This window comes from Pedobacter glucosidilyticus, from assembly GCF_002483235.1.
Lineage (GTDB): Bacteria > Bacteroidota > Bacteroidia > Sphingobacteriales > Sphingobacteriaceae > Pseudopedobacter > Pseudopedobacter glucosidilyticum_B.
Genome location: NZ_DLHN01000018.1, coordinates 66033 through 89828, shown reverse-complemented (window position 1 = coordinate 89828; position 23796 = coordinate 66033). Strand labels below are relative to the sequence as shown.

At 33.6% G+C, this 23796-nt stretch carries 17 protein-coding genes; 14 read left to right on the top strand and 3 right to left on the bottom strand.

The window, feature by feature from the left end; translation table 11 throughout:
- Window positions 1–2535 (top strand): family 20 glycosylhydrolase, encoded by a 2535-nt coding sequence (locus B2745_RS05440; RefSeq protein ID WP_304064258.1) that lies wholly within the window; start codon window positions 1–3, stop codon window positions 2533–2535.
- A gap of 65 nt (window positions 2536–2600) precedes the next feature.
- On the opposite strand, the gene B2745_RS05435 is transcribed toward B2745_RS05440, so the two are convergent.
- A complete protein-coding gene (locus B2745_RS05435; protein WP_304064257.1) occupies window positions 2601–3248 on the bottom strand; it encodes a DUF4397 domain-containing protein in 648 nt (215 codons plus the stop codon).
- 9 nt (window positions 3249–3257) lie between these two features.
- Window positions 3258–3788 carry an RNA methyltransferase gene (locus tag B2745_RS05430; protein ID WP_026903200.1) on the bottom strand — a complete coding sequence of 177 codons (531 nt, stop codon included), beginning with the start codon at window positions 3786–3788 and terminating at the stop codon, window positions 3258–3260.
- Window positions 3789–3871: 83 nt separating this feature from the next.
- On the opposite strand from B2745_RS05430, the gene B2745_RS05425 reads away from it, so the two are divergent.
- The 9 genes from B2745_RS05425 (at window position 3872) to B2745_RS05385 (ending at window position 17075) form a co-directional block, all read left to right on the top strand.
- Window positions 3872–5182 (top strand): DEAD/DEAH box helicase, encoded by a 1311-nt coding sequence (locus tag B2745_RS05425; protein WP_304064256.1) that lies wholly within the window; start codon window positions 3872–3874, stop codon window positions 5180–5182.
- Between the two features lie 79 nt (window positions 5183–5261).
- Complete coding sequence (locus B2745_RS05420) at window positions 5262–6410, top strand: FecR domain-containing protein (RefSeq protein WP_304064255.1); 1149 nt, start codon at window positions 5262–5264, stop codon at window positions 6408–6410.
- Between the two features lie 56 nt (window positions 6411–6466).
- On the top strand, window positions 6467–9910 hold the full coding sequence (locus B2745_RS05415; RefSeq protein WP_304064254.1) for a TonB-dependent receptor: 3444 nt from the start codon (window positions 6467–6469) through the stop codon (window positions 9908–9910).
- Between the two features lies 1 nt (window position 9911).
- Window positions 9912–11504: a RagB/SusD family nutrient uptake outer membrane protein gene (locus tag B2745_RS05410; RefSeq protein WP_304064253.1), complete on the top strand. Its 1593-nt coding sequence runs from the start codon at window positions 9912–9914 to the stop codon at window positions 11502–11504.
- Window positions 11505–11735: 231 nt separating this feature from the next.
- Complete coding sequence (locus B2745_RS05405; protein ID WP_304064252.1) at window positions 11736–12590, top strand: polysaccharide lyase; 855 nt, start codon at window positions 11736–11738, stop codon at window positions 12588–12590.
- A gap of 71 nt (window positions 12591–12661) precedes the next feature.
- Window positions 12662–13525, top strand: a complete 864-nt coding sequence (locus tag B2745_RS05400) for a hypothetical protein (RefSeq protein ID WP_304064251.1) — start codon at window positions 12662–12664, stop codon at window positions 13523–13525.
- A gap of 15 nt (window positions 13526–13540) precedes the next feature.
- Window positions 13541–15064 carry a DUF4955 domain-containing protein gene (locus B2745_RS05395; protein WP_304064250.1) on the top strand — a complete coding sequence of 508 codons (1524 nt, stop codon included), beginning with the start codon at window positions 13541–13543 and terminating at the stop codon, window positions 15062–15064.
- A 45-nt stretch (window positions 15065–15109) separates the two neighbouring features.
- The gene (locus tag B2745_RS05390; protein ID WP_304064249.1) at window positions 15110–16204 is read left to right on the top strand and encodes a hypothetical protein; all 1095 of its coding nucleotides are present in this window, start codon (window positions 15110–15112) and stop codon (window positions 16202–16204) included.
- Window positions 16205–16253: 49 nt separating this feature from the next.
- Window positions 16254–17075: a 3-keto-disaccharide hydrolase gene (locus B2745_RS05385; RefSeq protein ID WP_304064248.1), complete on the top strand. Its 822-nt coding sequence runs from the start codon at window positions 16254–16256 to the stop codon at window positions 17073–17075.
- Between the two features lie 6 nt (window positions 17076–17081).
- Here B2745_RS05385 and B2745_RS05380 read toward each other — a convergent pair whose 3' ends face one another.
- Entirely contained in the window at window positions 17082–17678 is a 597-nt protein-coding gene (locus B2745_RS05380) for an RNA polymerase sigma factor (RefSeq protein WP_304064247.1), read from the bottom strand.
- Window positions 17679–18034: 356 nt separating this feature from the next.
- On the opposite strand from B2745_RS05380, the gene B2745_RS05375 reads away from it, so the two are divergent.
- From B2745_RS05375 to B2745_RS05360, 4 genes are all read left to right on the top strand, one after another.
- Window positions 18035–18919, top strand: coding sequence for an AraC family transcriptional regulator (locus tag B2745_RS05375; protein WP_342662615.1), 885 nt, complete (start codon window positions 18035–18037; stop codon window positions 18917–18919).
- A gap of 28 nt (window positions 18920–18947) precedes the next feature.
- The gene (locus B2745_RS05370) at window positions 18948–20417 is read left to right on the top strand and encodes a sulfatase (protein ID WP_304064246.1); all 1470 of its coding nucleotides are present in this window, start codon (window positions 18948–18950) and stop codon (window positions 20415–20417) included.
- A 104-nt stretch (window positions 20418–20521) separates the two neighbouring features.
- Window positions 20522–22153: a glycoside hydrolase family 43 protein gene (locus B2745_RS05365; protein WP_304064245.1), complete on the top strand. Its 1632-nt coding sequence runs from the start codon at window positions 20522–20524 to the stop codon at window positions 22151–22153.
- Window positions 22116–23792: a sulfatase family protein gene (locus B2745_RS05360; RefSeq protein WP_304064244.1), complete on the top strand. Its 1677-nt coding sequence runs from the start codon at window positions 22116–22118 to the stop codon at window positions 23790–23792. The genes B2745_RS05365 and B2745_RS05360 overlap by 38 nt, the downstream gene beginning before the upstream one ends.
- The last annotated feature ends 4 nt before the right edge of the window (window positions 23793–23796 follow it).

The window sequence follows — 23796 nt, the reverse complement described above, 5'->3', positions numbered from 1 at the left end:
ATGATGAATAAAATATTTTTAAGCTGTTTAATCCTACTATCAGGTTTTGGTTTAAAAGCACAACCCATAGACATAAACAAATTAGAAGTAGAGTGGACTTTATTATCCAATAATTATGAAGGTAAAAATCAGTTTACAGCATCTTTTATTATCCATAATAAAAGCCAACAAATTTTGCCAGCCAGCGGTTGGAAGCTTTATTTTTCGCACCCTAGAAAGGCTACCCAAGTAATTACTAAAAATGCTATTATAACAACTATTAATGGTGAGTTTTGTAGTTTAACACCTCATGCAAATTTCAAAGCCGTTTTACCTGCAACAAAAAGTGTAATCACTTATGTGGCAGAAGGTAAAGCTTTAACTTATTCTGATGGACCAGGAGGCTTATACTTGGTTTTTGATAAGGATCCAAAAAAAACTTATAACATTGTAAATTTCAAAATTAATGCTGTTCCAAATCAAGAGAAAGCTAAATTGAAATTATCTCCAGCATCCATCTATCAAAAGAATGAAGCCATAAAAAATGAAACATTATCAGCCAGTAGGATAATTTTACCATCTCCAATAAATACTGTTAAACTACAAGGGCAATTTGTTTTAAGTGCAAAAACTGTTTTAGTTTTTGATGAATTTTTTAGTCATGAGGCTAAACTTTTGCAAGATGATATTGCCCAGTTTTTAGGCAAAAAACTGACAACTAATAAAGATGTATCAACACCTGTTATCATCTTTAAAAAAGTAAATGGTTTAGCAAAAGAAGCCTATCAGCTAAAGGTTAAACCTGATTCTATCATCATTACGGCAACACAAACAGCAGGTGCTTTTTATGCCATACAATCATTAAAAATGCTGATGCCTTTATCGGTTTGGAAAGCAAAACAAACTCAAATTGCTATTCCTGCTGTAGAAATTACAGATGAGCCGAGGTTTGGTTACCGCTCTTTTATGTTAGATGTAGCCAGAAATTTCCAAACTAAGGCTCAAGTATTAAAAGTTTTAGATTTAATGGCACTTTATAAGTTAAACAATCTGCATTTCCATTTAAATGATGATGAAGGCTGGCGCTTAGAAATACCTGCTTTGCCAGAACTTACGCAAATAGGAGCAAAAAGAGGTCATACTTTAGATGATAAGCAAAATTTACAACCTGCTTATGGTTCAGGACCAGATACTAGTGCTTTCCCCGGAAGTGGTTTTTATAGCAAAGCAGATTTTTTAGAAATTTTACGCTATGCAAAAGCCAGACATATCAATATCATCCCCGAGATAGAAACTCCTGGACATGCCCGAGCAGCTATAAAAGCTATGGATGCCAGATATGAGCGTTTCATGAAAGCAGGTAATCCGTTAGAAGCTAAGCGTTATTTGTTAAGAGATACAGCAGATATTTCTATATACAAATCTGTTCAGGGCTATCGTGATAATGTCATGAATGTAGCCTTACCATCCACTTATACCTTCATAGAAAAAGTTGTGGATGAAATTATAGCTATGTATCAGCAAGCAGATGCACCTTTAAAAACCATCCATTTAGGTGGGGATGAAGTTCCAGCGGGTGTATGGCAAAAATCGCCAGCTATCCAAAACCTTATGCAAAAAGAAAACATCAAAGAGTATGATGATTTATGGTACTATTATCTGGCAAAAGCCAACAACATCTTAAAGCAAAAAGGCTTTTACCTTTCTGGTTGGGAAGAAGTAGCTATGCGTAAAACTAAACTAGATGGTAAAAATCATTATATCGCTAACCCAGATTTTACGACACAAAATTTTCATACCTATGTATGGAATAACGTTTGGGGTTGGGGACAAGAAGATTTAGCATACCGTTTAGCCAATGCAGGTTATCAAGTTATTTTAGCTCCTGTAACAAATTTTTATTTTGATTTGGCTTATGAAAAAGACGCTGATGAACCCGGTTTATATTGGGGTTCTTATGTTGATGTAGATAAACCTTTCTATTTCAATCCGTTTGATTATTATAAAAGTGCTAAAGAAGATTTACAAGGCAATCCGTTAGATAAATCTATTTTAAAAAATAAAGAACGCTTAACAGCTTACGGACAAAGCAATATTGTTGGTTTACAAGCCCAAATTTGGTCTGAGAAAATAAGTGGTCCGAAGCAATTAGAATATATGCTATTACCTAAATTATTAGGTTTTGCAGAAAGAGCGTGGGCTGCCGAACCTGTTTGGTCTTCTACAGCAGATAGTGTATTGGCACAAGAAGCTTATACACAAGACTGGAATTGGTTTGTAAACCTTTTGGGTAAAAGAGAGCTACCACGTTTAGACTATTTAAATGGTGGTTATCAGTATCGAATACCTGCAGTTGGTATTCATAAAGAAAACGGATGGATAAAAGCTAATTTTCAATTTCCGGGTTTTACCCTAAGATATACAACAGATGGCAGCTTGCCAGATGCAAATAGTACAGTATACACCAAACCTTTTCTGTATAAAGGAACTGTAAACTTTAGAGCTTTTGATAGTAAAGGCAGAGGAGGAAGGGTAAGTAGTATTTTAAAAGATTAATAAGCTTGATGTTGACCTTGTCTTTTTCAAAAGCACCTATAAAATAGCATATAAACAAATTTTAACTAATTGTTAGATAATACCGTAAATGTTGGAGTTGTGCTACCTGATACAAATAAAGTATAGTTTTTATTAGCTAAAAAGTTATAATTGGTGGTTAAAATAGGATTTGTAACCCCAGAAACAAATATATTTAAGGTTGAGCCAGGTTCTACCTCAATATAATTAGATGCTGTTTTAAAACTTAAATTGCTAATTAAAGCAACATCATTATTGTTTCTGATGGTAATACTTGAGTTTTGGTTGGCATAGCTAAAATGTATAAATCTTACTCTGGCATTGTTTAATGCAGATGGTGTACGATTATCCTCAACCTGTAAAGCTGTATTTTGAGTCCCTCCTGTAAAGAAAAAAGTATAATACCTATTTGCATTAATGTTTAAAGAGGAAGATGAGCTTACCAAAGAAGTACCTATATTTTTAAACTCTATTTTGCGATTACCAGCAGGTAAAGCGCTATACCCCGTACTTTCTAAATATCCTAAAGGTATAATGGGAGATTTTATATCATCGAAATAAATATCTTGCTTTGCAGAGCCCTCTAAAACGTTTATAATATTTACCTGTGCAGTACCACCAGTGATAGCACCATCATCAGAACTACACGAAGCTAGTAAGAGTGTGAAGATGAAAAGTTTAAAAATATGTTTCATAGTATTTGGTTATTTATGGAGTTTACTAAAAAAATCCCAAAGTACAATACCCGTACTGATAACGATATTGAAAGAATGTTTAGTGCCAAATTGAGGGATTTCTAAACAAGTATCTACTTCTTTCATTACCTCATCACTTACGCCATTTACCTCGTTTCCAAAGAATAAAGCAAATTTCTGATTATTTTCTGGTTGATAATCTAATAAAGAAATGCTGTTTTCTGCTTGTTCAATAGCTACAATTTGATAAGACTGTGCTTTTAATTCTTCAACAGCACCAGCAACATGATCAAAATATTTCCATGGAATAGATTGCGTTGCGCCTAAGGCGGTTTTTTCTATTTCGCGGTGTGGTGGTTGGGCTGTAATACCACATAAATATAAAGCTTCAACAGCAAAACCATCTGCTGTTCTAAAAGCAGAACCTACGTTGTGCAAGCTTCTTACATTATCTAAAACCACAATAATGGGTAGTTTTTCTTGTTGTTTAAATTCTTCGATTGATGGTCTGTTAAGTTCATCAAGCTTAAGTTTTCTCATGCCCTAAAGATACTATGCTTTTTCTTTATCAAATTGCTGTAAACAGATAAATTTAAAAGATATTTGCAACCTAAAAACTTGATATGCTAGAAAAGCTCCTTCAAAAATTACAAATCACAACGCTAAATGAGATGCAAAATGCAGCTTTAGAGGCTATTGCACAAAAAAATGATGTGATGGTGCTGTCTCCAACAGGTTCTGGTAAAACATTAGCATTTCTACTACCTATAGTAGAAAAATTAAATCATCAAATAAAAGGTGTACAAGCTATTGTGGTGGTTCCTTCCAGAGAATTGGCGATGCAGATAGACCAAGTTTTTAGGCAATTACAATCAGGATATAAGATAACATGTTGTTATGGTGGGCATTCTACGAAAGTAGAAAGAGGCTCTTTATCAGCTGTTCCTGCAATTATAGTAGCTACTCCAGGCAGATTAGCCTACCATATTAGAGCAGGTAATTTTGATGTTTCATCTGTTAAAACTTTGGTTTTAGATGAATTTGATAAATCATTAGAGTTGGGTTTTGAAGATGATATGGCAGAAATTGTTTCATCATTATTTAAATTAGAACAAAAAGTGCTTACTTCTGCTACTCAGTTAGCAGATTTTCCAGCATTTTTAGAGCTTCAACAATTAAAAACACTTAATTTTTTAAATGATACAGAGGCTATACCTGATATTAAAACAGTTATCTTACAATCAAAATCAAAAGAGAAGTTTAATATCTTAATGGATGTTCTTTATAGAAGCAAAGAAGGCCAAAGTTTAGTTTTTTGTAATCATAGAGATGCTGTAGAACGCATTACTTTAATGTTGGCAGAGCGAGGCATTGTAAATGGTGTTTACCACGGAGGTTTAGTACAGCAAGACAGAGAAAAAGCACTTTTTAAATTCAGAAATGGTACTTATCATATTTTAGTTACTACAGATTTAGCTTCCAGAGGGTTAGATATCCCTGAAATAGAAACAGTTATTCATTACCAAATTCCGCATACACTTGATGCTTTTGTGCATAGAAACGGCAGAACAGCAAGAATGAAAGCCAGTGGTAAAGCTTATTTATTGCTATCAGAAGAAGAAACTATTCCGCCTTACTTAAAAGAATACGAGTTTACTGATGCCATAGTAGAAACACATGAGATTACCTTAAAAGCTACAGAATGGCTTACATTTTATATCGCAGGAGGAAAAAAAGATAAGTTAAGTAAGATAGATATTGCAGGTTTATTGCATAAAAAAGGTGGTTTATCTAAAGACGAGGTAGGCTTAATAGCTGTTTATGACCAGATGTCTTATGTAGCTGTAAAAAGAGAAAAAGCAAAAGAAGTCTTAAAAAAAGTTATCCAAGAAAAAATTAAAGGCAAGCGCTATAAGATGGGGATAGATGAGTAAATAAATATGAATATATTTGATGCCACATATTTACTAAAAGTATGTGTGTTAGCCAATATTTTTAGCTCTAATCAATTAAATGACACAAGAGGAGTACATCAATCTTTATGAAAAATATCAGGAAGGAAAACTTACTGATGAAGAAATACGTGATTTTTTAGCATATAAAGACGAGTTTGAATTGGTTGATTACCCTTGGGACAATCAGAAAATGGGTTCCAAAGAAAATATCCAGGCTGATATTTTTAACCAAATTTCAAGTCAGATCAATCAAAAACCAAAGTCTAAAAATGTTATATGGCTAGCAGCAGCCTCTATTTTATTAGCTGTTTTTTCTTTACTTTTTTATTTCCAACTTAAAGATACCGATACAAGTAAAAATAAGATTGTAGAAAATAAATTGAATCAAGGTGAAATAAGACCCGGTAAAAATACAGCAGTTTTAAAACTTTCTGATGGTTCTGAAATAGCTTTAAGTAAAACCAAAGATGGTTTTATTAAATACGATGGTAATGCTAGCATTAATAAAAAAGCTAATTTACTGAGTTACAAAGGCAATGAAAATCGTGGCGAAACTGTATATAATGTAATTTATACTCCAAAAGGAGGGCAATATCAGGTTGAGTTAGAAGATGGAACTAAAGTTTGGTTAAATGCAGCTTCGTCTATACGCTTTCCTACTGTTTTTAATGATGATAAAAGAGTTGTTGAACTAAGTGGTGAAGCTTATTTTGAAGTAGCTAAGGATAAAAGCAAACCCTTTAAAGTTTTGGTTAAAGATGCTTCTGCTGCAAATAAAATGGATGTAGAAGTTTTAGGAACTCATTTTAATATACAAGCATACCATAACGAAGATTTTAAAACAACTTTAGTTGAGGGGGCTGTAAAAGTTAGCAATCCATTACAAAAAAGTTTTATTCTTAGTCCAGGAGAGCAATCGAGTCTCTCCGCTAAATCAGAAAATTTAACAGTTAGCAAGGCTAATATCAAAGAGGCTTTAGCTTGGAAAAACGGTTTATTCATTTTCAATAAAGAACATATTACAACCATCATGAGTAAGATAGCAAGATGGTATGATGTAGAAGTTGTTTATGAAGGTAATATGGATAAAAAAGAGTTTGTAGGAACAATTTCAAGAGAGGAAAATCTTTCAGAAGTATTAAAAACACTTGAGCTCACTGGAACCATAAAATTTAAGGTAGAAGGTAGGAAAGTTATTGTAAAATAGCGTATCTTGCTGTAGTACAATTACTATTAACCAATTTACATAAAAGGTCTTATTTCGTGAATTACTTTAGAGATGGCGACCGCTTTAGTCAACTTTATGGCTTGTTTAAAATTTTAATAAGCTCCAACTTCTGGAGGCTTATCCTGATGGTATTTTTCTTTTTGTTAGCAACAACAAAAAATTATGCCCAAAAGATCTCTTTGTCAGAAAAAAAAGCCTCTTTAGAAACTATATTTCAACTTATAGAGCAGCAAACTCCTTATCGTTTTACCTTTAATACCATAATTCTTGAAAAAAGCAGACTGGTAGATATTAAAATCAAAAATGCTGAGATTGGAGAGGTATTGGATTTGGTTTTTAGAAATCAGCCTCTAACTTACACCATAGTAAAACAAAACATCATCCTTAAGGAAAAAGAACCAAGCAACCAAGAGTTGATAGTGGTTTATGGAGCAGTAACAGATGAAAAAGGAGTTGTATTTCCGGGGGTCAGAATCAGTATCAAAAGTAAAAACATCAATACTTTAACAGACCAAGAAGGGAAATACAAACTTGTTTTAGCAGATACAAGAGACCAGATTTTGAGTTTTGAAGCGCTTGGCTATCAAAAGCAAGAATTCATCATTCAAGATAATTTTAATATAGATGTACAATTAAAACCAGACCTTAAAATACTAGAAGAAATTATTATTGTTGGTTACGGTGAGGTAAATAAAAGAGATTTAACAGGCTCGGTTGGGGAGGTTAATATGAAAGACCTTACTAAGGCACCAGTAAAATCTTTTGATGATGCTTTTGCCGGACGTGTTGCCGGCGTACAAGTTACCTCACCAGATGGTCAACCAGGTGCTGTACCCACCATCATTGTAAGAGGAGGAAACTCTGTGACACAAGATAATTCGCCACTTTATGTTATTGATGGTTTTCCTATAGAAGATTACAACATCAACGCCATCCATCCGGATGATATTGCTTCTATAGAAGTTTTAAAAGATGCTTCATCAACAGCAATTTATGGTGCCAGAGGCGCTAATGGAGTTGTTATCATAAGTACTAAAAAAGGAGTAAAAGGAAAATCTGTTTTTAACTTTAATAATTACTATGGTTTGCAGGGAAATACCTCGCAAATAGAACTTATGAAGCCCTATGAATTTGTTAAATACCAACTGGAATTAGATTCTGCCACAGCCACAAGTATTTACCTGCAAAATGGTAAAACATTAGAAAGTTATAGAGATGAGAAGGGCGTCAATTGGCAAGATGAACTTTTTAGAGAAGCACCCATGTCTAGTTCTTATTTTGCTGTAAGAGGGGGGAATAAAGATAATAGTTATGCTTTTTCAACTTCGTTATTTGACCAAAAAGGAACTGTAATAGCTTCGGGCTTTAAGCGTTATCAAGCCAGATTAGTTATAGAACAAAGTTTAAATAAACGCTTGAAAGTTGGTGTAAATGCTAATATGAGTGGTTTGAAAAGTTATGGCACCATTTTTACCGGAAGCAGAAATACATTTCTTAATGTTTTAATCAATACCTGGCAGTACAGGCCAATTGCGGGTAATTTCTCTATAGATGAGCTTTTAAATAATGCACAAGACCCAGCAGTTGTATCTGCCACCAATTACCAATGGAATCCGGTGCTTACCGCAACCAACGAACTAAGAGATAGGGTTAATAACCTCCTAACTTCCAATGTTTATGGTACTTATGACATCAGTTCCTCTTTGAAATTAAGAATGACAGCAGGCTTAAACTTAAGTAAATTAAGGAACGATGAATTTAATAACTCAAAAACCAGGCAAGGAAACAGCTCAAGCCCGTTGGGTCAGCGTGGTGTAAATGGTTCTGTTACTTTTACAGAGCTTAGTAATTTGATTAATGAGAATACACTTACTTACCAAAAATCAATAAATAAGAAGCATTTTTTTACTGTACTTTCTGGTTTTACAGTACAGGAGAATAAATTTTCTTATTATGGTTCGGGCGCTATCAGAATACCAAATGAAGCTTTAGGGATTGGAGGTTTAGCCCAAGGTGTACCAGTGGCCATTGCATCAGAAAATGCAGAAAACAGGTTACTTTCTTTATTAGGAAGGGTAAACTATAATTATAAATCAAAGTATTTGTTTACAGGTAGTTTTAGGGCTGATGGCTCATCAAAATTTACCGGAGATAACCAATGGGGTTATTTCCCATCAGGTTCTTTTGCGTGGAATATAGCACAAGAAAAATTTATGCAGGGGCTTCATTTTGTTTCTGAAACAAAATTAAGATTAAGCTATGGTTTAACCGGAAACAATAGAATTAGCGAGTATGCTTATTACGGCGCCATTACCCAAGGAGGTAACAATTCTTATATACCGGGCGGAACTTTTATCAGTGGGGCTTATGTTTCTAATTTAAGTAACCCTGATTTAAAATGGGAGAGTACCGCCGAATTGGATTTAGGCCTAGATATAGGTTTTCTTAATCAGCGTTTTACCTTAGCCGCCGATATTTATAAGAAGAAAACAAACGATTTATTGCTAAATGCACAATTACCCACATCCAGCGGTTTTAGTAATGTTTTTCAAAATATAGGTGCGGTAGAGAACAAAGGTTTAGAACTTACTTTACAATCTTTCAATATCAGAAAAGATAGATTTAAATGGAGTACCTCATTTAATATATCTTTTAGTAGAACTAAGCTGGTTGGTTTGGCCCAAAATCAAAAAGAACTATTAAGTACAGTAAGATGGAACTCTGGAAACGATTATGCACAAAATCCAGCTTATATAGCCAAAATTGGCCGTCCCGTAGCCATGTTTTATGGATATATTTGGGATGGTGTTTACCAGTTTGATGATTTTGATAGAACTGCTAACGGAGCTTATTTATTAAAAGCAGGTATTCCAAATTATGGTAATCCAGGACAAAGTATACAGCCTGGAGACATTAAGTATAAAGATATCAATGATGATAAAGTAATTGATATACAAGACAGAACAGAAATTGGAAATCCAAACCCTAAGTTTTTTGGTGGCTTAGCCAATAATATCAACTATAAAAATTTTGATTTACATATTTTTATGCAGTTTGTTTATGGTAATGAGGTAATGAATGTAAACCGCTATTTAATGGAAGGTGGTACAACTACATTGGGTGCCAACCAATTTGCAAGCTACCAGAACCGTTGGACACCAGAAAATCCATCAAATGAATATTTTAGAACAAGAGGATGGGGCCCATCTGTTTATTCATCAAGAGTTATAGAAGATGGTTCCTTTATTAGATTAAAAACCATAAATTTAGGTTATAAAGTAGAAAATAAATTTTTACAACGTTTAGCAATAGCCAATTGTAGAGTTTATTTAGCTGCTCAAAACCTTGTTACAATAACAAAATATTCAGGTAATGATCCAGAAGTTTCAGTATTTGATTCTGCTCTAACTCCAGGCTTGGATTATTCTGCATATCCAAGAGCAAAGGTGGTAACTTTAGGTTTAGATATTTCTTTTTGATATGAAAATTCTAACAGCCATAGCGTTTTTATTTTTAATGATACATAGTTCTTGCGAGAATTATCTGGATACAAAACCTATTAATTTTGTAACACCAGACAATTTTTACAATAACGAAGAAGAATTAACAGCTGCATTAATGGCTGTTTATTCAGAACTGGGGAGTACTACAGATGGTACATATTCCAGATTTTTATCCTTAGAAGCACCATCATCTAATGATGAGATGGTAAGAAGAGGTGCCAATACAGAATCTGCTGCCGATGCCTATAATGCAAGTGCTTCTTACGATAGGTTTTTTACAAGCTGGACAACTCTTTATTCTGGAATACAAAGAGCTAATTTATTACTGGAAAATATTGATAAAGCCCTGGTAACACCAGATATCAAAAATAAAATAAGAGGCGAGGCCTTATTTTTAAGAGCTTTTTATCATTTTATTTTAGTGTCTTATTGGGGTGATGTTCCTTTAAAATTATCCTCAACAAATTCATTAAACCAAATTTATATAGCCAGAACACCAGCTAAACAAGTTTATGATGCGGTAATTAAAGATATGACTGCTTCTTATGAGCTGGTTGATGAAATTACAACTTTTAACCATGCGGGCAGAGTATCCAAAACTGCTGTTGCAGGTATTTTAGCCAGGGTTTGTTTGCATGCAGCCGGGCGTTTACGAGATGCTTTTTATTATCAAAATGCAAAAGATTGGGCATTAAAAGTAATTCAATCTGGTATACATAGCCTTAATCCAGATTATAAGCAGATTTTTATCAACCACAGTGCAGATATTTATGATATTAAAGAATCTATCTGGGAAGTAGAATTCCAACATGATAATGGCTTGCAAAGAAATGAAGGAGAGCGTTTTGGTTCTACTATTGGTATCAGAAACAACGATGATAAAACAGGTTTTATGCAAGGTAATTATACCGCCACAGGCGTATTATTTAGTTTGTATGAGCAAGGCGATGTAAGAAGGGATTGGAATATTGCACCATTTTATTATCCAAATTTTGATAGAAATAATCCAGCAGTACAATATCCATCCAATTACAGATGGGGCCGTTATGTAGCTAAATGGCGCAGAGAATATCAAACCAAAGAGTATAATAAAAACTTTGGAGGCACCAATTGGCCATTGTTAAGATATGCTGATGTATTATTGATGTTTGCCGAAGCCGAAAATGAAATAAATGGAGCTACCCCGCAGGCCTATGAGGCTATAAATTGGGTTAGACGGCGGGCTTATCAGTTACCTGCTGAGCAAAATAGTATAGCAGATTTACCTCCCAACTTATCCAAAGAATCATTTTTTAACTGGATAAAAGATGAAAGAGCAAGAGAGTTAGCTTTTGAAGGGCATCGTAAATTAGATTTATTAAGGTGGAATTTGCTTACCACCACAATACAACAAATGCTTACACAAATTACTACAACAGCACCATCAGGTTCAAATACAAATTTAGGCTATTCTGGTAGGGTTGCTACTTTAAGACCATATCAAAATTTTAGTAACCGAGATTTGTTTTTTCCAATTCCAACACAAGAATTATCATTAAATAGCTTGATGAGACAAAATACCGGATGGTAAATAATTTTAAAAAAAGTATCTACGCTATGTGTGTTTAAGCATTTATAATACTCTTTACTATCAACAGCTTGTTAAACCAATTTTAAATCTGTTTGCATAAAGTGAAGATACACTCCTCATAATCATATCAGATTTAGACTTATGATGATTAATCTAAATAAACACTCTCAAGGTATTTAAATGCCTGTCTATTGCGATTAATTAACCAATTATAACCTAAAAATGAGAAAAATGATTCAAAAACAACAACCAAGAAATGTGCTTTCTTTGTCTTTGCTTTTAATAGCAGGACTATTTACCGCATGTGAAAATGATTTGCAACCACTTATTGGCGAGCAAAATGAAGCCACACAAGCCAGAGCAGTTTACAGTACTAGAACCGTAAATTGGAACAATCGCACTGATGGAGCTTATACCGAAGCTGAAGCAGATACAGATTTTGGAAACGTTTCTAGCTGGAATGAAGCCAGAGCATATAATTCTTCTGGTACCGCCCGGGTAAAGCTAGAACCTAATGCACTTTCTAATGAAGGTGGTATGATATCAAATATTGATATTTCTGATGGTAGCGAGTACGAATTGCAGTACGATGTTAAATTTCATAGTCAGTTTGATTGGAGCAGAGGTGGAAAGGTAGGTTTTGGCTTTAAAATAGGAGACGGTAATACCGGATGTGATAAAGCTGATGACGGAAATGGAGGAAGTGCCAGAATCATGTGGTATACAGATAATAATGGTGTAACCAAGCTGAAACCATATATCTATTATAAAGATATGCCAGGTACTTGTGGTTATGATTTTGGCAAAGTTTATCCAGCATCTGGAAGCATCCAAAAAGGGAGCTGGTATACCGTTAAAATCTATGTAAAAAGTAATACAGGTAGCAATACAAATGGTAGATTAAGGGTTACTATAGAAGGCGATACCATATTAGATACCGCTATCAGATGGACAACTAACGATGCTAAACGTTTAATCAATACCATGCCTTTTACCTCATTTAGAGGAGGAAGCGATTCTTATTGGGAATCTAGTACGGTAGGATATATCTATTATGATAACTTATCGTGGACTAAAATAAACTAATTAAAAGCATTTAAAAGGTTAATTAATCAAGCCAGATGCTGAAATTTTTCAGCATCTGGCTGTTTTTAAAAATGAAAGCACTTAAACTATTTCCATTATTGTTTTTATTACATGCTAACATACAGGCACAAAACCGTATAGAAATAGATTTATCTATGGCTTACCAAACAGATGATTTTAAATGGTCTATCGCTGGCAATAGTCAAGGTCAAAATCCAAATATTTTATCAGAAGTTAGTTGGCAAAACTTACAAGGCCCTACTTATTACCTAGGAATTTATTTACCCATATTCTCAAAAATTGCTTTACAAGCATCTTATGGCCAATTTTTTATTTTAAATGGGCGTGTAAACGATACAGATTATTTAGAAGATAATCGTACCAGCCCATCCTTTACTGTTGATTTGGAAAGTAATAAAGGAAATAGCAGAAATTTTCAATTGGGTTTAAGCTATCAATGGCAATTAAATAAAATCAAGCTAAAGCCGATATTAGCTTACAATTTATCACAGCAATTGCTTTATCTGCAAGATAATAACAACTTAAATAGCAGTTATAAAACCAACTGGTATGGTGTTATGGCTGGTTTAAATGTAAAATATCCATTGCTTAAAAGCTTAGAATTTAGCCACAACCTTGATTATCATCAATTAAAATATAGAGCAGTTGCCAACTGGAATTTAATAGAAAACTTTGCTCAGCCAGAGAGTTTTAAGCATTACGCTAATGGTTATGCCATTTCCGGCGCTACTAAAGTTATGTATCTGTTTCATTCAAAAATTAATCCATTTGCTTTTTTTAGACTCCAATTGTGGAATACTGGTAAAGGCATAGATGAGGTTTTTTATGCCAACGGAACGCAATCATATACTCAATTGCAAGATGTTACCAGAAAAAGTACTGCATTAGGTATAGGTATTAATTATAAACTATAAAATAAACTCATAAAAATGTTAAAAAAAATTGCGCTGATTTTTCTATTTCAAATTGTATTAGGATATGCCAAAGCACAAGAAATAGCTCCACTATGGAAAGATTTTTTAGAAGCTAAAAAAACAGGTAAAGAAGCTGTTTTACCAGATTTTTCTTTTGCAGGATATCATTTTTCTGAGAAAAACATCCCTGATGTTAGCAAGCATAAATATTTTAATGTGAAAGATTTTGGAGCTATACCCAATGATGATAAATTTGATGATGAAGCCATCCAAAAAACAATAAAAGCCGCAGAAGCTTATCATAAACCTGCGGTTGTGTATTTTCCGGCAGGTAAGTACCTCATTGCGCCTGATGAAGACGCTAGCAAGTACATCAGCATACACAAAAGTAATATCATTTTAAAAGGAGAAGGAAGCGGAATTAATGGCACAGAAATATATCAAGCCAATAAAAGGGTAAATGGTCGTCAGTTTATTTTCAAACCCAATAATGCTAAACCCGAAAAAATTACCCAAATTATAAAAAATGCCAAAAGAGCAAGTTTTGAAGTTACAGTTACCGATGCCTCTACTTTAAAAGTTGGGCAGGATATCATCATCAACCATAGGAGCGAGGCTTATACCAAACAATATTTTGCGCCTTTAAATTTGAAACCACAATGGACAAGACTTTTTGGTGAGCAAGGTGGGATGCTGATTTTTGAAATCCATACCATTACTAAAATAGAAGGTAACAAGTTGACTTTTAAAAACCCTATTCATTTGGATATTAACATGATTGAGGGCAAAAGTTGGAATATTTTAACTTATCCATCTATTGAAGAATGCGGTATCGAAGATATTTTATTTACCAGTAACTGGAAAAGCTATCCAGAAGAATTTGTCCATCATAAAGATCAAATTCATGATTATGCTTATGAAGCCGTTGGGATGGAATTTGTGAAAAATAGCTGGGTAAGAAATTGTGTTTTTCAGGATTGGAATGAGGGGATACATATCAAGTCTGGTTACCAAATAAGTATTCTGAATACCCATTTCAGAGGTAAAAAAGGACATGCTTCAGTACATGCAAGGGCAGGTTATGGGGTTTTAATCAAAAATTGTTCTTTTAATGGAGCGCAGCATCATGGTGCTGGTAATGGTTATAGTGCCGTTAATACAGTAATAACACAATGTACTTTGGGTAAAGATCAAAATTTTGATATTCACTCGGGCCAACCTATAGCAACTTTGTTTGACGCTATAGAAGGTGGTGTATTTTATAATCTCGGCGGACCAGAACCTGGTTATCCACATCATGGCAAAGATTTAGTGCTTTGGAATTTTAACCACTTGGCAGAAAAAAATCAACATTATAATTTTTGGGATGAAACCAGAAGAAGGAATAATACCATAGCACAACCCATTTTGGTAGGTTTTACATCCAACACCACCGTAACATTTGAAAATATTGGGGTTAACCAATCGCAAGGGAAAAATGTATTACCAAAATCTTTGTTTGAAGCACAATTAAAGTTAAGGTTGACTCATGCTAAATAGACCCAATACTATCATATCTTAATTAATTACGTATCTAAAAAATATATGAAACAGCTACTCCTGTTAAAAGTGATTTGTTTATTAATGTTTTTAAACATTTCAAAATTAAGTGCCCAAAAAACTATTGTTGCTATTAAGGGGAACGAGTTTTATATCAACGGAAAACCTACTTACCCAGGAAGATACTGGCAAGGACATAAAATACAAGGTTTATTGATGAACTCTAGGATGGTACAAGGCGTTTTTGACGATTTAAACCCAAATACGAGAGATACCTTTGCTTACGCTGATACTAAAAAGTGGGATGCAGATAGAAATAACAGAGAATTTATAGCCAATATGCCTCTATGGAAAAGTTACGGCTTAAATTGCTTTACCCTTAACATGCAAGGTGGAAGTCCATTTGGCTATGGCAATTTTGATTTTTATAATCCTGGTTTTAAGCCTGATGGTTCTTTGCATCCTGCATATATGAAACGTTTAGATCGTATTTTAAAAAAAGCAGATGAGCTAGAAATGGTAGTGATATTGGGTTTTTTCTATTTTGGGCAAGATCAAAGAATAAAAGATGAAACAGCAATAAAAAATGCTACAGACAACATGGTAAACTGGCTGTTTAAAAAGAAATACAGAAATGTGATCATAGAAATAGCAAATGAAAGTGGTATACCCAGATATGACCATGATATTTTACAACCCAACAGAATTTCAGAACTTATTTTAAAAGTTAGAAATAACAGCCAAAATGGCTATCGTTTTTTGGTAGGAACAAGCTTTGCAGGAAAAAAAATACCTCATAAAGAAGTTATAGAAGCATCAGACTTTATATTGATACATGGTAATGGTGCAAAAGAACCTCAGCAAATTCAAACTTTAATAGACGGTACAAAAGAAGCATTGGGTAACAAAATAATGCCTATTGTTATCAATGAAGATGATCATTTTGACTTCGATAAAGAGGATTATAACATGTTAAGAGCGATAAAAAATTACGTTTCTTGGGGTTATTTTGATTTTAGATTTAAAGGAGAAACCAATTATAAAGAAGGTTTTCAAACCATTCCGGTAGATTGGGGAATTAACTCAGAAAGAAAAAAGGCTTTCTTTAATAAAGTTAAAGAAATAACAGGTGTGCGTTGATGAAAATCAAAATAACTTATCAGACATTATAAATTTTAAAAACAAATACATGAGAAAAATTAAAAGTATTTTAATAACATTCGGCATCTTAACACCTATCCTTACCTTATGTTCATTAACATTAGTTAAACCAGATGATGGCTTTGTAAGACTCTTTAACGGTAAAAATTTTGATAACTGGACTTTAACCTTACGTAATAACGATGCTGAAATGGCAAAGAAAGTTTTTACCATTGATAAAAAAGGCGTAATACATGTTTTTAAAGACTTTCCAGAAGGTTTTGGTAGCAAAACCGATTTAAATGCAACTCATGGCATGATGTGGTCTAACAAGAAATACAGCAAATTCATTTTTAAGTTTGAGTATAAATGGGGTAAAACACTTTTAAACAATTCTCATGTATATCAATACGATGCTGGTTTTTATTACCATTGTAAAGAACCTAAAATTTGGCCTGTTGGGGTCGAGTATCAGGTACGCTACAATCATATTAAAAATATCAATCATACAGGTGATTTTTGGGCACCTGGTGATCTAGTAAGATTTGATTGGACTGCTGATAAAGATGATAAGTTTGCATTTATAAAAGATGGAGGGCAACCAGTACCCAGAAAAAAAGGCGAACATGCTGCAAGTGCACAAGCTAAATTTAATGGTTTAAATGGTAAATGGAATACTTGTGAAGTAATAGTAATGGGTTCTAAATATGCTATCCATAAGTTAAATGGTAAAGTAGTTAATTATGCTACCAATTTAACTTTAGAAGAAGGCATTATTGGTTTACAATCTGAAACCGGAGAGATTTTTTATAGAAACATCATGATTAAAGAGCTAAATACCGATATTCCTGCTGAAGAGTTTTTAAAATGAGGTGATTTAAAAAATATCAAGCAATTTTATAAAAATTAAAATAACAAGATTATTTTTTAAACAAGTTCTAATATGTTTAAGTGCATGTGTTAATTGGTTTTCTACCGTACGTTTAGAAATATTAAGTTTTTTAGCAATTTCATCATTAGAAAGGCTTTCTTTTCTACTCATGATAAAAATTTCTCTGCATCGTTTTGGTAAAGCTTTTAAATAGTCATCTAACTTGTTTTCTAGCTCTAGGTATTTAATTTTATCATCTATCGGGTTTGAGTTTTCTGATTTATCATCTAAATGGTCATAATTTTCCACCAATTCTAACTTAGATTTTTTTAATGTTTTTAATTTTTTATACACATGGTATCTTGCGGCACTTGTTAAATAAGCCTGCAAAGATTCTATTTCTAATTGGTTTTTTTTATTCCAGATATTCAGAAATAAATCATTTACAATTTCTGAACAAGCGTCTTTATCTTTCAAATATTTAAAAGCTGTAGTAAAAACTTTAGACCAATACCTATCAAAAAGGGTTCTGAAAGCCTTTTCGTTATGTTGTTTTATAAGTTTCCACAATTCACTATCGGTCAGTTTCTCGTATCCTATCATCGCTTTTAGCTGGTAAGCTTTAGATTATCTAACATAAAAAAATCAATGATGGCACTACAAGACCTTTAAAAGTCTTATCAGTATTTCGCTCTCGTAAAGTTTTAATTGGCCCTCAAATAAAGCAAAATATACAGTCATAAAAAAATTTAAAATTTTTATGTGTGTGTTAAACACTTTTGGTCTCTCTTATTTTAGATAACAAGCCTAAACTCAAGGCTTATTGTAAAACCAATTAAATTAAAGATAATACTTCAGTTTGATGAAATATTAACATGATGAAAATTTACTAGCAGGTAAATTTTATTTCATTATTTTCTTTAAAGATGGATGATTTTTAAACTGATTTAATTAAGTTGATGATGAGACCACAATTATTAAAAGTTACTTCAGGACCTGTACATTCTTTTACAGTAAGACAGGATTTGTTGCCCAATATTGATAAGTTGCATTACCATGCAGAAATTGAACTTATCCAGATTGTGAAAGGTAGGGGAACGCAATTTATTGGCGATAGCATTAAAAGATTTGAAGCAGGAGATATATTTCTTATTGGTTCTGGTTTGCCACATAATTTAAAGTATGATGGACCTTATGTACAAGAATCAGGAAAATCATTAACAGAATCAAGGGTAATACAATTTCACGAAAACTTTTGGGGAGCATCCTTTTTAAATCTACCTGAGAATAAAATTATTCGCGATTTATTAGAACAATCTAAGCGTGGCATACAAATAAACGGCTTAACAAAAATTAAAATAGCAGGATTTCTGGATAAGTTAATTGATGCCGAAGGACCAGATAGAATATTATTGCTGATTTCTATCTTACAAATCATAGCTAAAGCAGCCGAAGATGTTTGTTTGTTATCATCTATAGGTTTTAATAATGAAGTTAAAGATTTTGAAAACCATAGAATGACCTTAATTTACGAGTATACTTTGGCTAATTTTAAAAAGAAAATACAATTAGAGGAAATAGCCAAAATTGCACATATTAGTCCGCATTCCTTTTGCAGATATTTCAAATCCAGAACCAAGAAAACCTATTCTCAGTTTTTACTTGAAGTTAAAGTTGGGCAAGCTTGTAAACTGATTATGGAGAATGATTTAAGTATCAAAGAATTATGTTATGAAAGCGGCTTTAACAATTTCGCCAGTTTCCATAAATATTTCAAAATCATTACAGGTTTAAGTCCTTTAAGTTATAAAAAGGAATTTAACCAAAGACAACCAGCAGCATAATTTTAGACTATCCAATTTATACCTTATAATGATTGAAAAGTATCAAAAAGCAGGCAATTTGAGTATTAAACAGCTACGAACTATTTTTACCATTTGTTTAGTTTTTATTTGCCAGCTTGCTTGGTCTCAAGAAAAACCCAATATATTATTTTTAATTATTGATGATTTAAACGATTGGGTTTCTATCTCCAATAAATTTCCGGGAGTTAAAACACCAAATATTGATAGGTTAGCCAAATCAGGGACTTATTTTGATAAAGCTTATAGTCAGGCTCCGCTTTGTGGGCCTTCAAGAGCTTCTTTTTTATCAGGTTTATTGCCATCTAAAACTGGCGTTTATCTCCAGATAAAAGATACTGATCTTAAACAATATCTCAATAACCAATTTCAGGCTGATTTTCTACCCAATTATTTCTCTAAAAATGGATATAAAACTTTAGGAGTAGGTAAGATTTTCCATAATGGAGAAGGTATTAATGCCTTTGATGAATATGGTGGAAAGTTTGAGGTTTATGGACCCTTGCCAGAAAAACGTGTCAATTATGATCCTGCTTGGTTTGGGCAAAAAGGAACACAAACAGATTGGGCAGCTTTTCCAGAAAAAGATGAGCAAATGCCTGATTATAAATATGCCAATTGGGCTGCCAGCCAGTTAACTAAAAATCATGAAAAGCCATTTTTCATGGCGGTAGGTTTTATAAGACCACATGTGCCTTGGTATGTTCCTCAAAAATGGTTTGATTTGGTAGAAAACTCGCCTACACAAATGCCTCCATACCTTAAAACAGATATGGATGATATTCCACAAATAGGAAAAGCTATTACAGAAGTTCCAGAAATGCCAACTACACAATGGGCAATTGAAAAAAATAATTGGAAAGATATGGTGCAAGCTTATCTAGCTTGCATTGCTTTTGTAGATGCTCAAGTAGGTAAAGTGCTTGATGCTTTAGAAAAATCAGCCTATAAAGACAATACTTACATTGTTTTATTATCAGACCATGGTTATCATCTTGGAGAGAAAAATAGGTTTGCCAAGCATTCTTTATGGGAACGTTCTGCCCACGTACCGTTAATTATAAGCGGTCCGGGTTTGCAACAAAATAAAGTAAATCATAATCCGGTAGGTTTAATAGATATTTATCCAACTTTGGTTGATTTAAGCGGCATACCTAAAAATCAACAAAATCAGGGTAGAAGTTTAGCTCCGCTTTTAAGAAACCAAATTAAACATTGGGATTATCCGGTTTATTCATTCTACGGTACCAATAATGTATCTGTTTACAAAAACAAATATCATTACATCAAATACGAAGACCTATCAGAAGAGTTTTATGATTTAGAGAAAGACCCACAAGAGTGGATAAATAAAGCGAAAGATTTAAAAGAATCAGTTTTATTAAATTCTTTCAGAAAGTTAGCACCAGCTAAAACAGCACCTTATGCGCCAAACTCTATGATGGAAGGTAATGCGTATTTCAAATCTAAGAAACCTTAAAATTCATCAGTAGTAAATATGGTAGCCAGAAGAGAAGGTCTTAGGCACATGTATACCAAGGCAGCATGACACAAAAATTTCAAAATCTATACTCATAATTAAATATGAAAAAAATAACCATAGCTAGTTTAATATTATCCCTTTTTATGATGGGGTTATGCCAACGTTTGCATAGTCAGAGTTATTATCAAAATCCTATTTTAAAAGGCTTTTATCCAGATCCATCTATTTGCCGTGTTGGTAATGATTATTATATGGTAACCTCTACTTTTGAATACTTTCCAGGGGTACCTATTTTCCACAGTAAAGATTTAGTGAATTGGAAACAAATTGGTCATGTGTTAAACAGGCCATCTCAACTTAATTTAGATAGTGTAAGAGCATCAGGCGGTATTTTTGCCCCTACCATAAGATACCATCACGGTACTTATTATATGATTACCACTTTGATAGGAACAAAGCAGGGGGGTAATTTTTTTGTAACGGCAAAATCTCCTACAGGCCCTTGGTCAGAACCTCAGTGGCTACCTAAAGAAGCCATTGGGATAGATCCATCTTTGTTTTTTGATGATGATGGAAAAGTTTATTATACCGGAAACAAAAAACCAGTAGACCAAGCTCAGGTTACCCGCTACAGGCAAATATGGCTGCAAGAAGTAGATTTAAAAAATAAAGCTTTTGTAGGCGAACGTAGCATTATTTTAGAAGAGGGCGCACTGCATGGAGCCGAGAATGCAGAAGCACCACACCTCTATAAAAAAGATGGCTACTATTATTTAATGGTTGCCGAAGGCGGAACTTTTGAAAACCATGCGGTTACCATTTTTAGAAGTAAAAATATTTTTGGTCCTTATGAAGGCAATAAGAAAAATCCAATCCTTACCCATCGTCATTTAGGATTAAATTATCCGATAACGTCTACAGGGCATGCAGATTTGGTAGATACCCAAAACGGAGATTGGTGGATGGTTTTATTAGCTGTAAGAAAATATGGGGGCTTACATTATAATTTGGGTAGAGAAACTTTTTTAGCTAAGGTAGAATGGCAAGATGGATGGCCTATTGTAAACCCCGGAGAAGGGAAAGTTTTAGCTCAACAAATAAAACCTAATTTACCTGCTTTTAACATCATTCCAGAAAATTTGAGAGATGATTTTACTGCAGATACACTTTTTCATTATTGGAATTTCTTAAGAACGCCAAGGACAAATTTTTGGTCGCTTTCTAAAAGAAAAGGTTATTTAAGACTCCAACTGGCAAAAGAGCAAATCACCAATTTAGTATCCCCATCTTTTATAGGAAGAAGACAACAAGACACTTCTTTTCTTGCAGAAACTTCACTTCAGTTTAATCCTAAAAAAGAAAATGAATTGGCTGGTATGGTGTTGATGATGAATAACAATTTTCAGTACCGTTTAGAGAAAATATTACAAAATGGTAAACCGCATGTACAATTGATTAAAAGGTATAAAGGGGTAGATGAAGTGGTGAATACCATTGCGGTAGAAAAGGGGGATTTAATCATGGGGATTCATGCTAAAGGTCAGGATTTAGATTTCTATATCAAACAAAATGGAACTAAACAGAACTTAGCAACAAAAGCAGATGGTAGGATACTAAGCGTAGTAAACACAGGTGGTTTTACAGGCGTTTATGTAGGTCTTTATGCCAGCTCCAAAGGTGTAAAATCATCTAATTATGCAGATTTTGATTGGTTTGAGTACAAAGGATTATAATATTTTATGGCTACGTTACATGGTTAATTTTAGGTACATTTTAATAGTAAGTATCAGTTTTACTTTGCTATCCAATACTTTTCTTCATGCACAGGATAAAGTAGAGCGTCCAAATATTTTATGGATTACTTGCGAGGATATGAGTGCTAATTTACCTATGTACGGCGATTCGACTGTTAAAACACCCTATTTAAGTAAGTTTGCAGAACAAGCTGTTAAATACACCAAAATGTATGCAGTTGCTGGTGTTTGCGCACCAAGTCGGTCTGGTATTATTACCGGTATGTATCCTCCGGCTATTGGTACACAGCACATGAGAACAGGTACAGGTAATGAAAAAGATCCGTCTATTCCAAGCTATGAGGCAGTTACCCCACCAGAGGTAAAAGCTTTTCCAGAGTATTTAAGAACCGCAGGGTATTATTGCACCAATAACCAAAAAACTGATTATCAAATAGGAGAACCTTTTACCGTTTGGGATGATTGTAGTAAAGATGCACACTGGCGTAACCGACCAAAAGATAAGCCTTTCTTCGCTGTTTTTAATATCAATGAAACGCATGAGTCTATGATATGGAAGAATGCGAACAGACCTTTACGAGTAAATCCGAAAGCCGTAAAATTACCACCTTATTATCCAGAAAGTGATGTTATCAGAAAAGATATAGCTCGTTATTACGATAATATCATACTTATGGATAGCATTGTAGGTAGCATTTTGAAACAGTTAGAAGACGATGGCTTGGCAGAAAACACCATAGTTTTCTTCTTTAGCGACCATGGTGCTGCTTTACCCTGGTACAAAAGAGAAATATATGAAAGAGGATTACATGTGCCTTTTATGGTAAGGTTTCCTGATGGTAAGATGGCTAATACAAGCGATAATCAGTTGATAAGTTTTATGGATTTAGCGCCAACTATTCTTTCTTTAGCTAATGTTTCTCTACCTAAGCATTTTAACGGACAAGCTTTTTTAGGAAATCAAAAAGCTAAAAATCCAAGACAATACATTTTTGCAGCTAGAGATAGATTGGATGAACATTATGATTTAGTAAGAACTGTTAGAGATAGTAAATTCCAATACATCCGCAATTACCAGCCAGAAAAGTTAAATTATATGGATGTTGGTTTTCGGAAACAAATGCCCTTAATGGCAGAAATACTAAAATTAAGAGACCAACAAAAATTAGATAGCATCCAAAGCAGATGGTTTAAAAATAAGCCCATAGAAGAACTTTACGATGTAGAAAACGACCCTTTTGAGTTAAATAATTTAGCTCAAAACCCTGTTTATGCTGCAAAATTACAAGAGCTAAGAGAGGTGCAGAACAATTGGTCTTTACAAATAAAAGATAAAGGTTTTATGTCCGAAAAAGATATGGTTCGTTTGATGTGGCCTGGTGGGATACAACCTGTTACAGCTAAGCCAGTTGCACAAATAACTACGCAAAATAAAAGTATTCAGGTTTCTTTAAGCAGTTCTACAAACGGAGCTTCTTTAGGTTATAAAATTGGCGATAATGGTTCGTGGCAATTATACCATCAGCCTGTAGCGGTAAAAAAAGGAATTAAAGTTTATGCCAAAGCTATCCGCTATGGTTATAAAGAGAGTGAGGAGATAATGATAAGCACAAATTAATCAA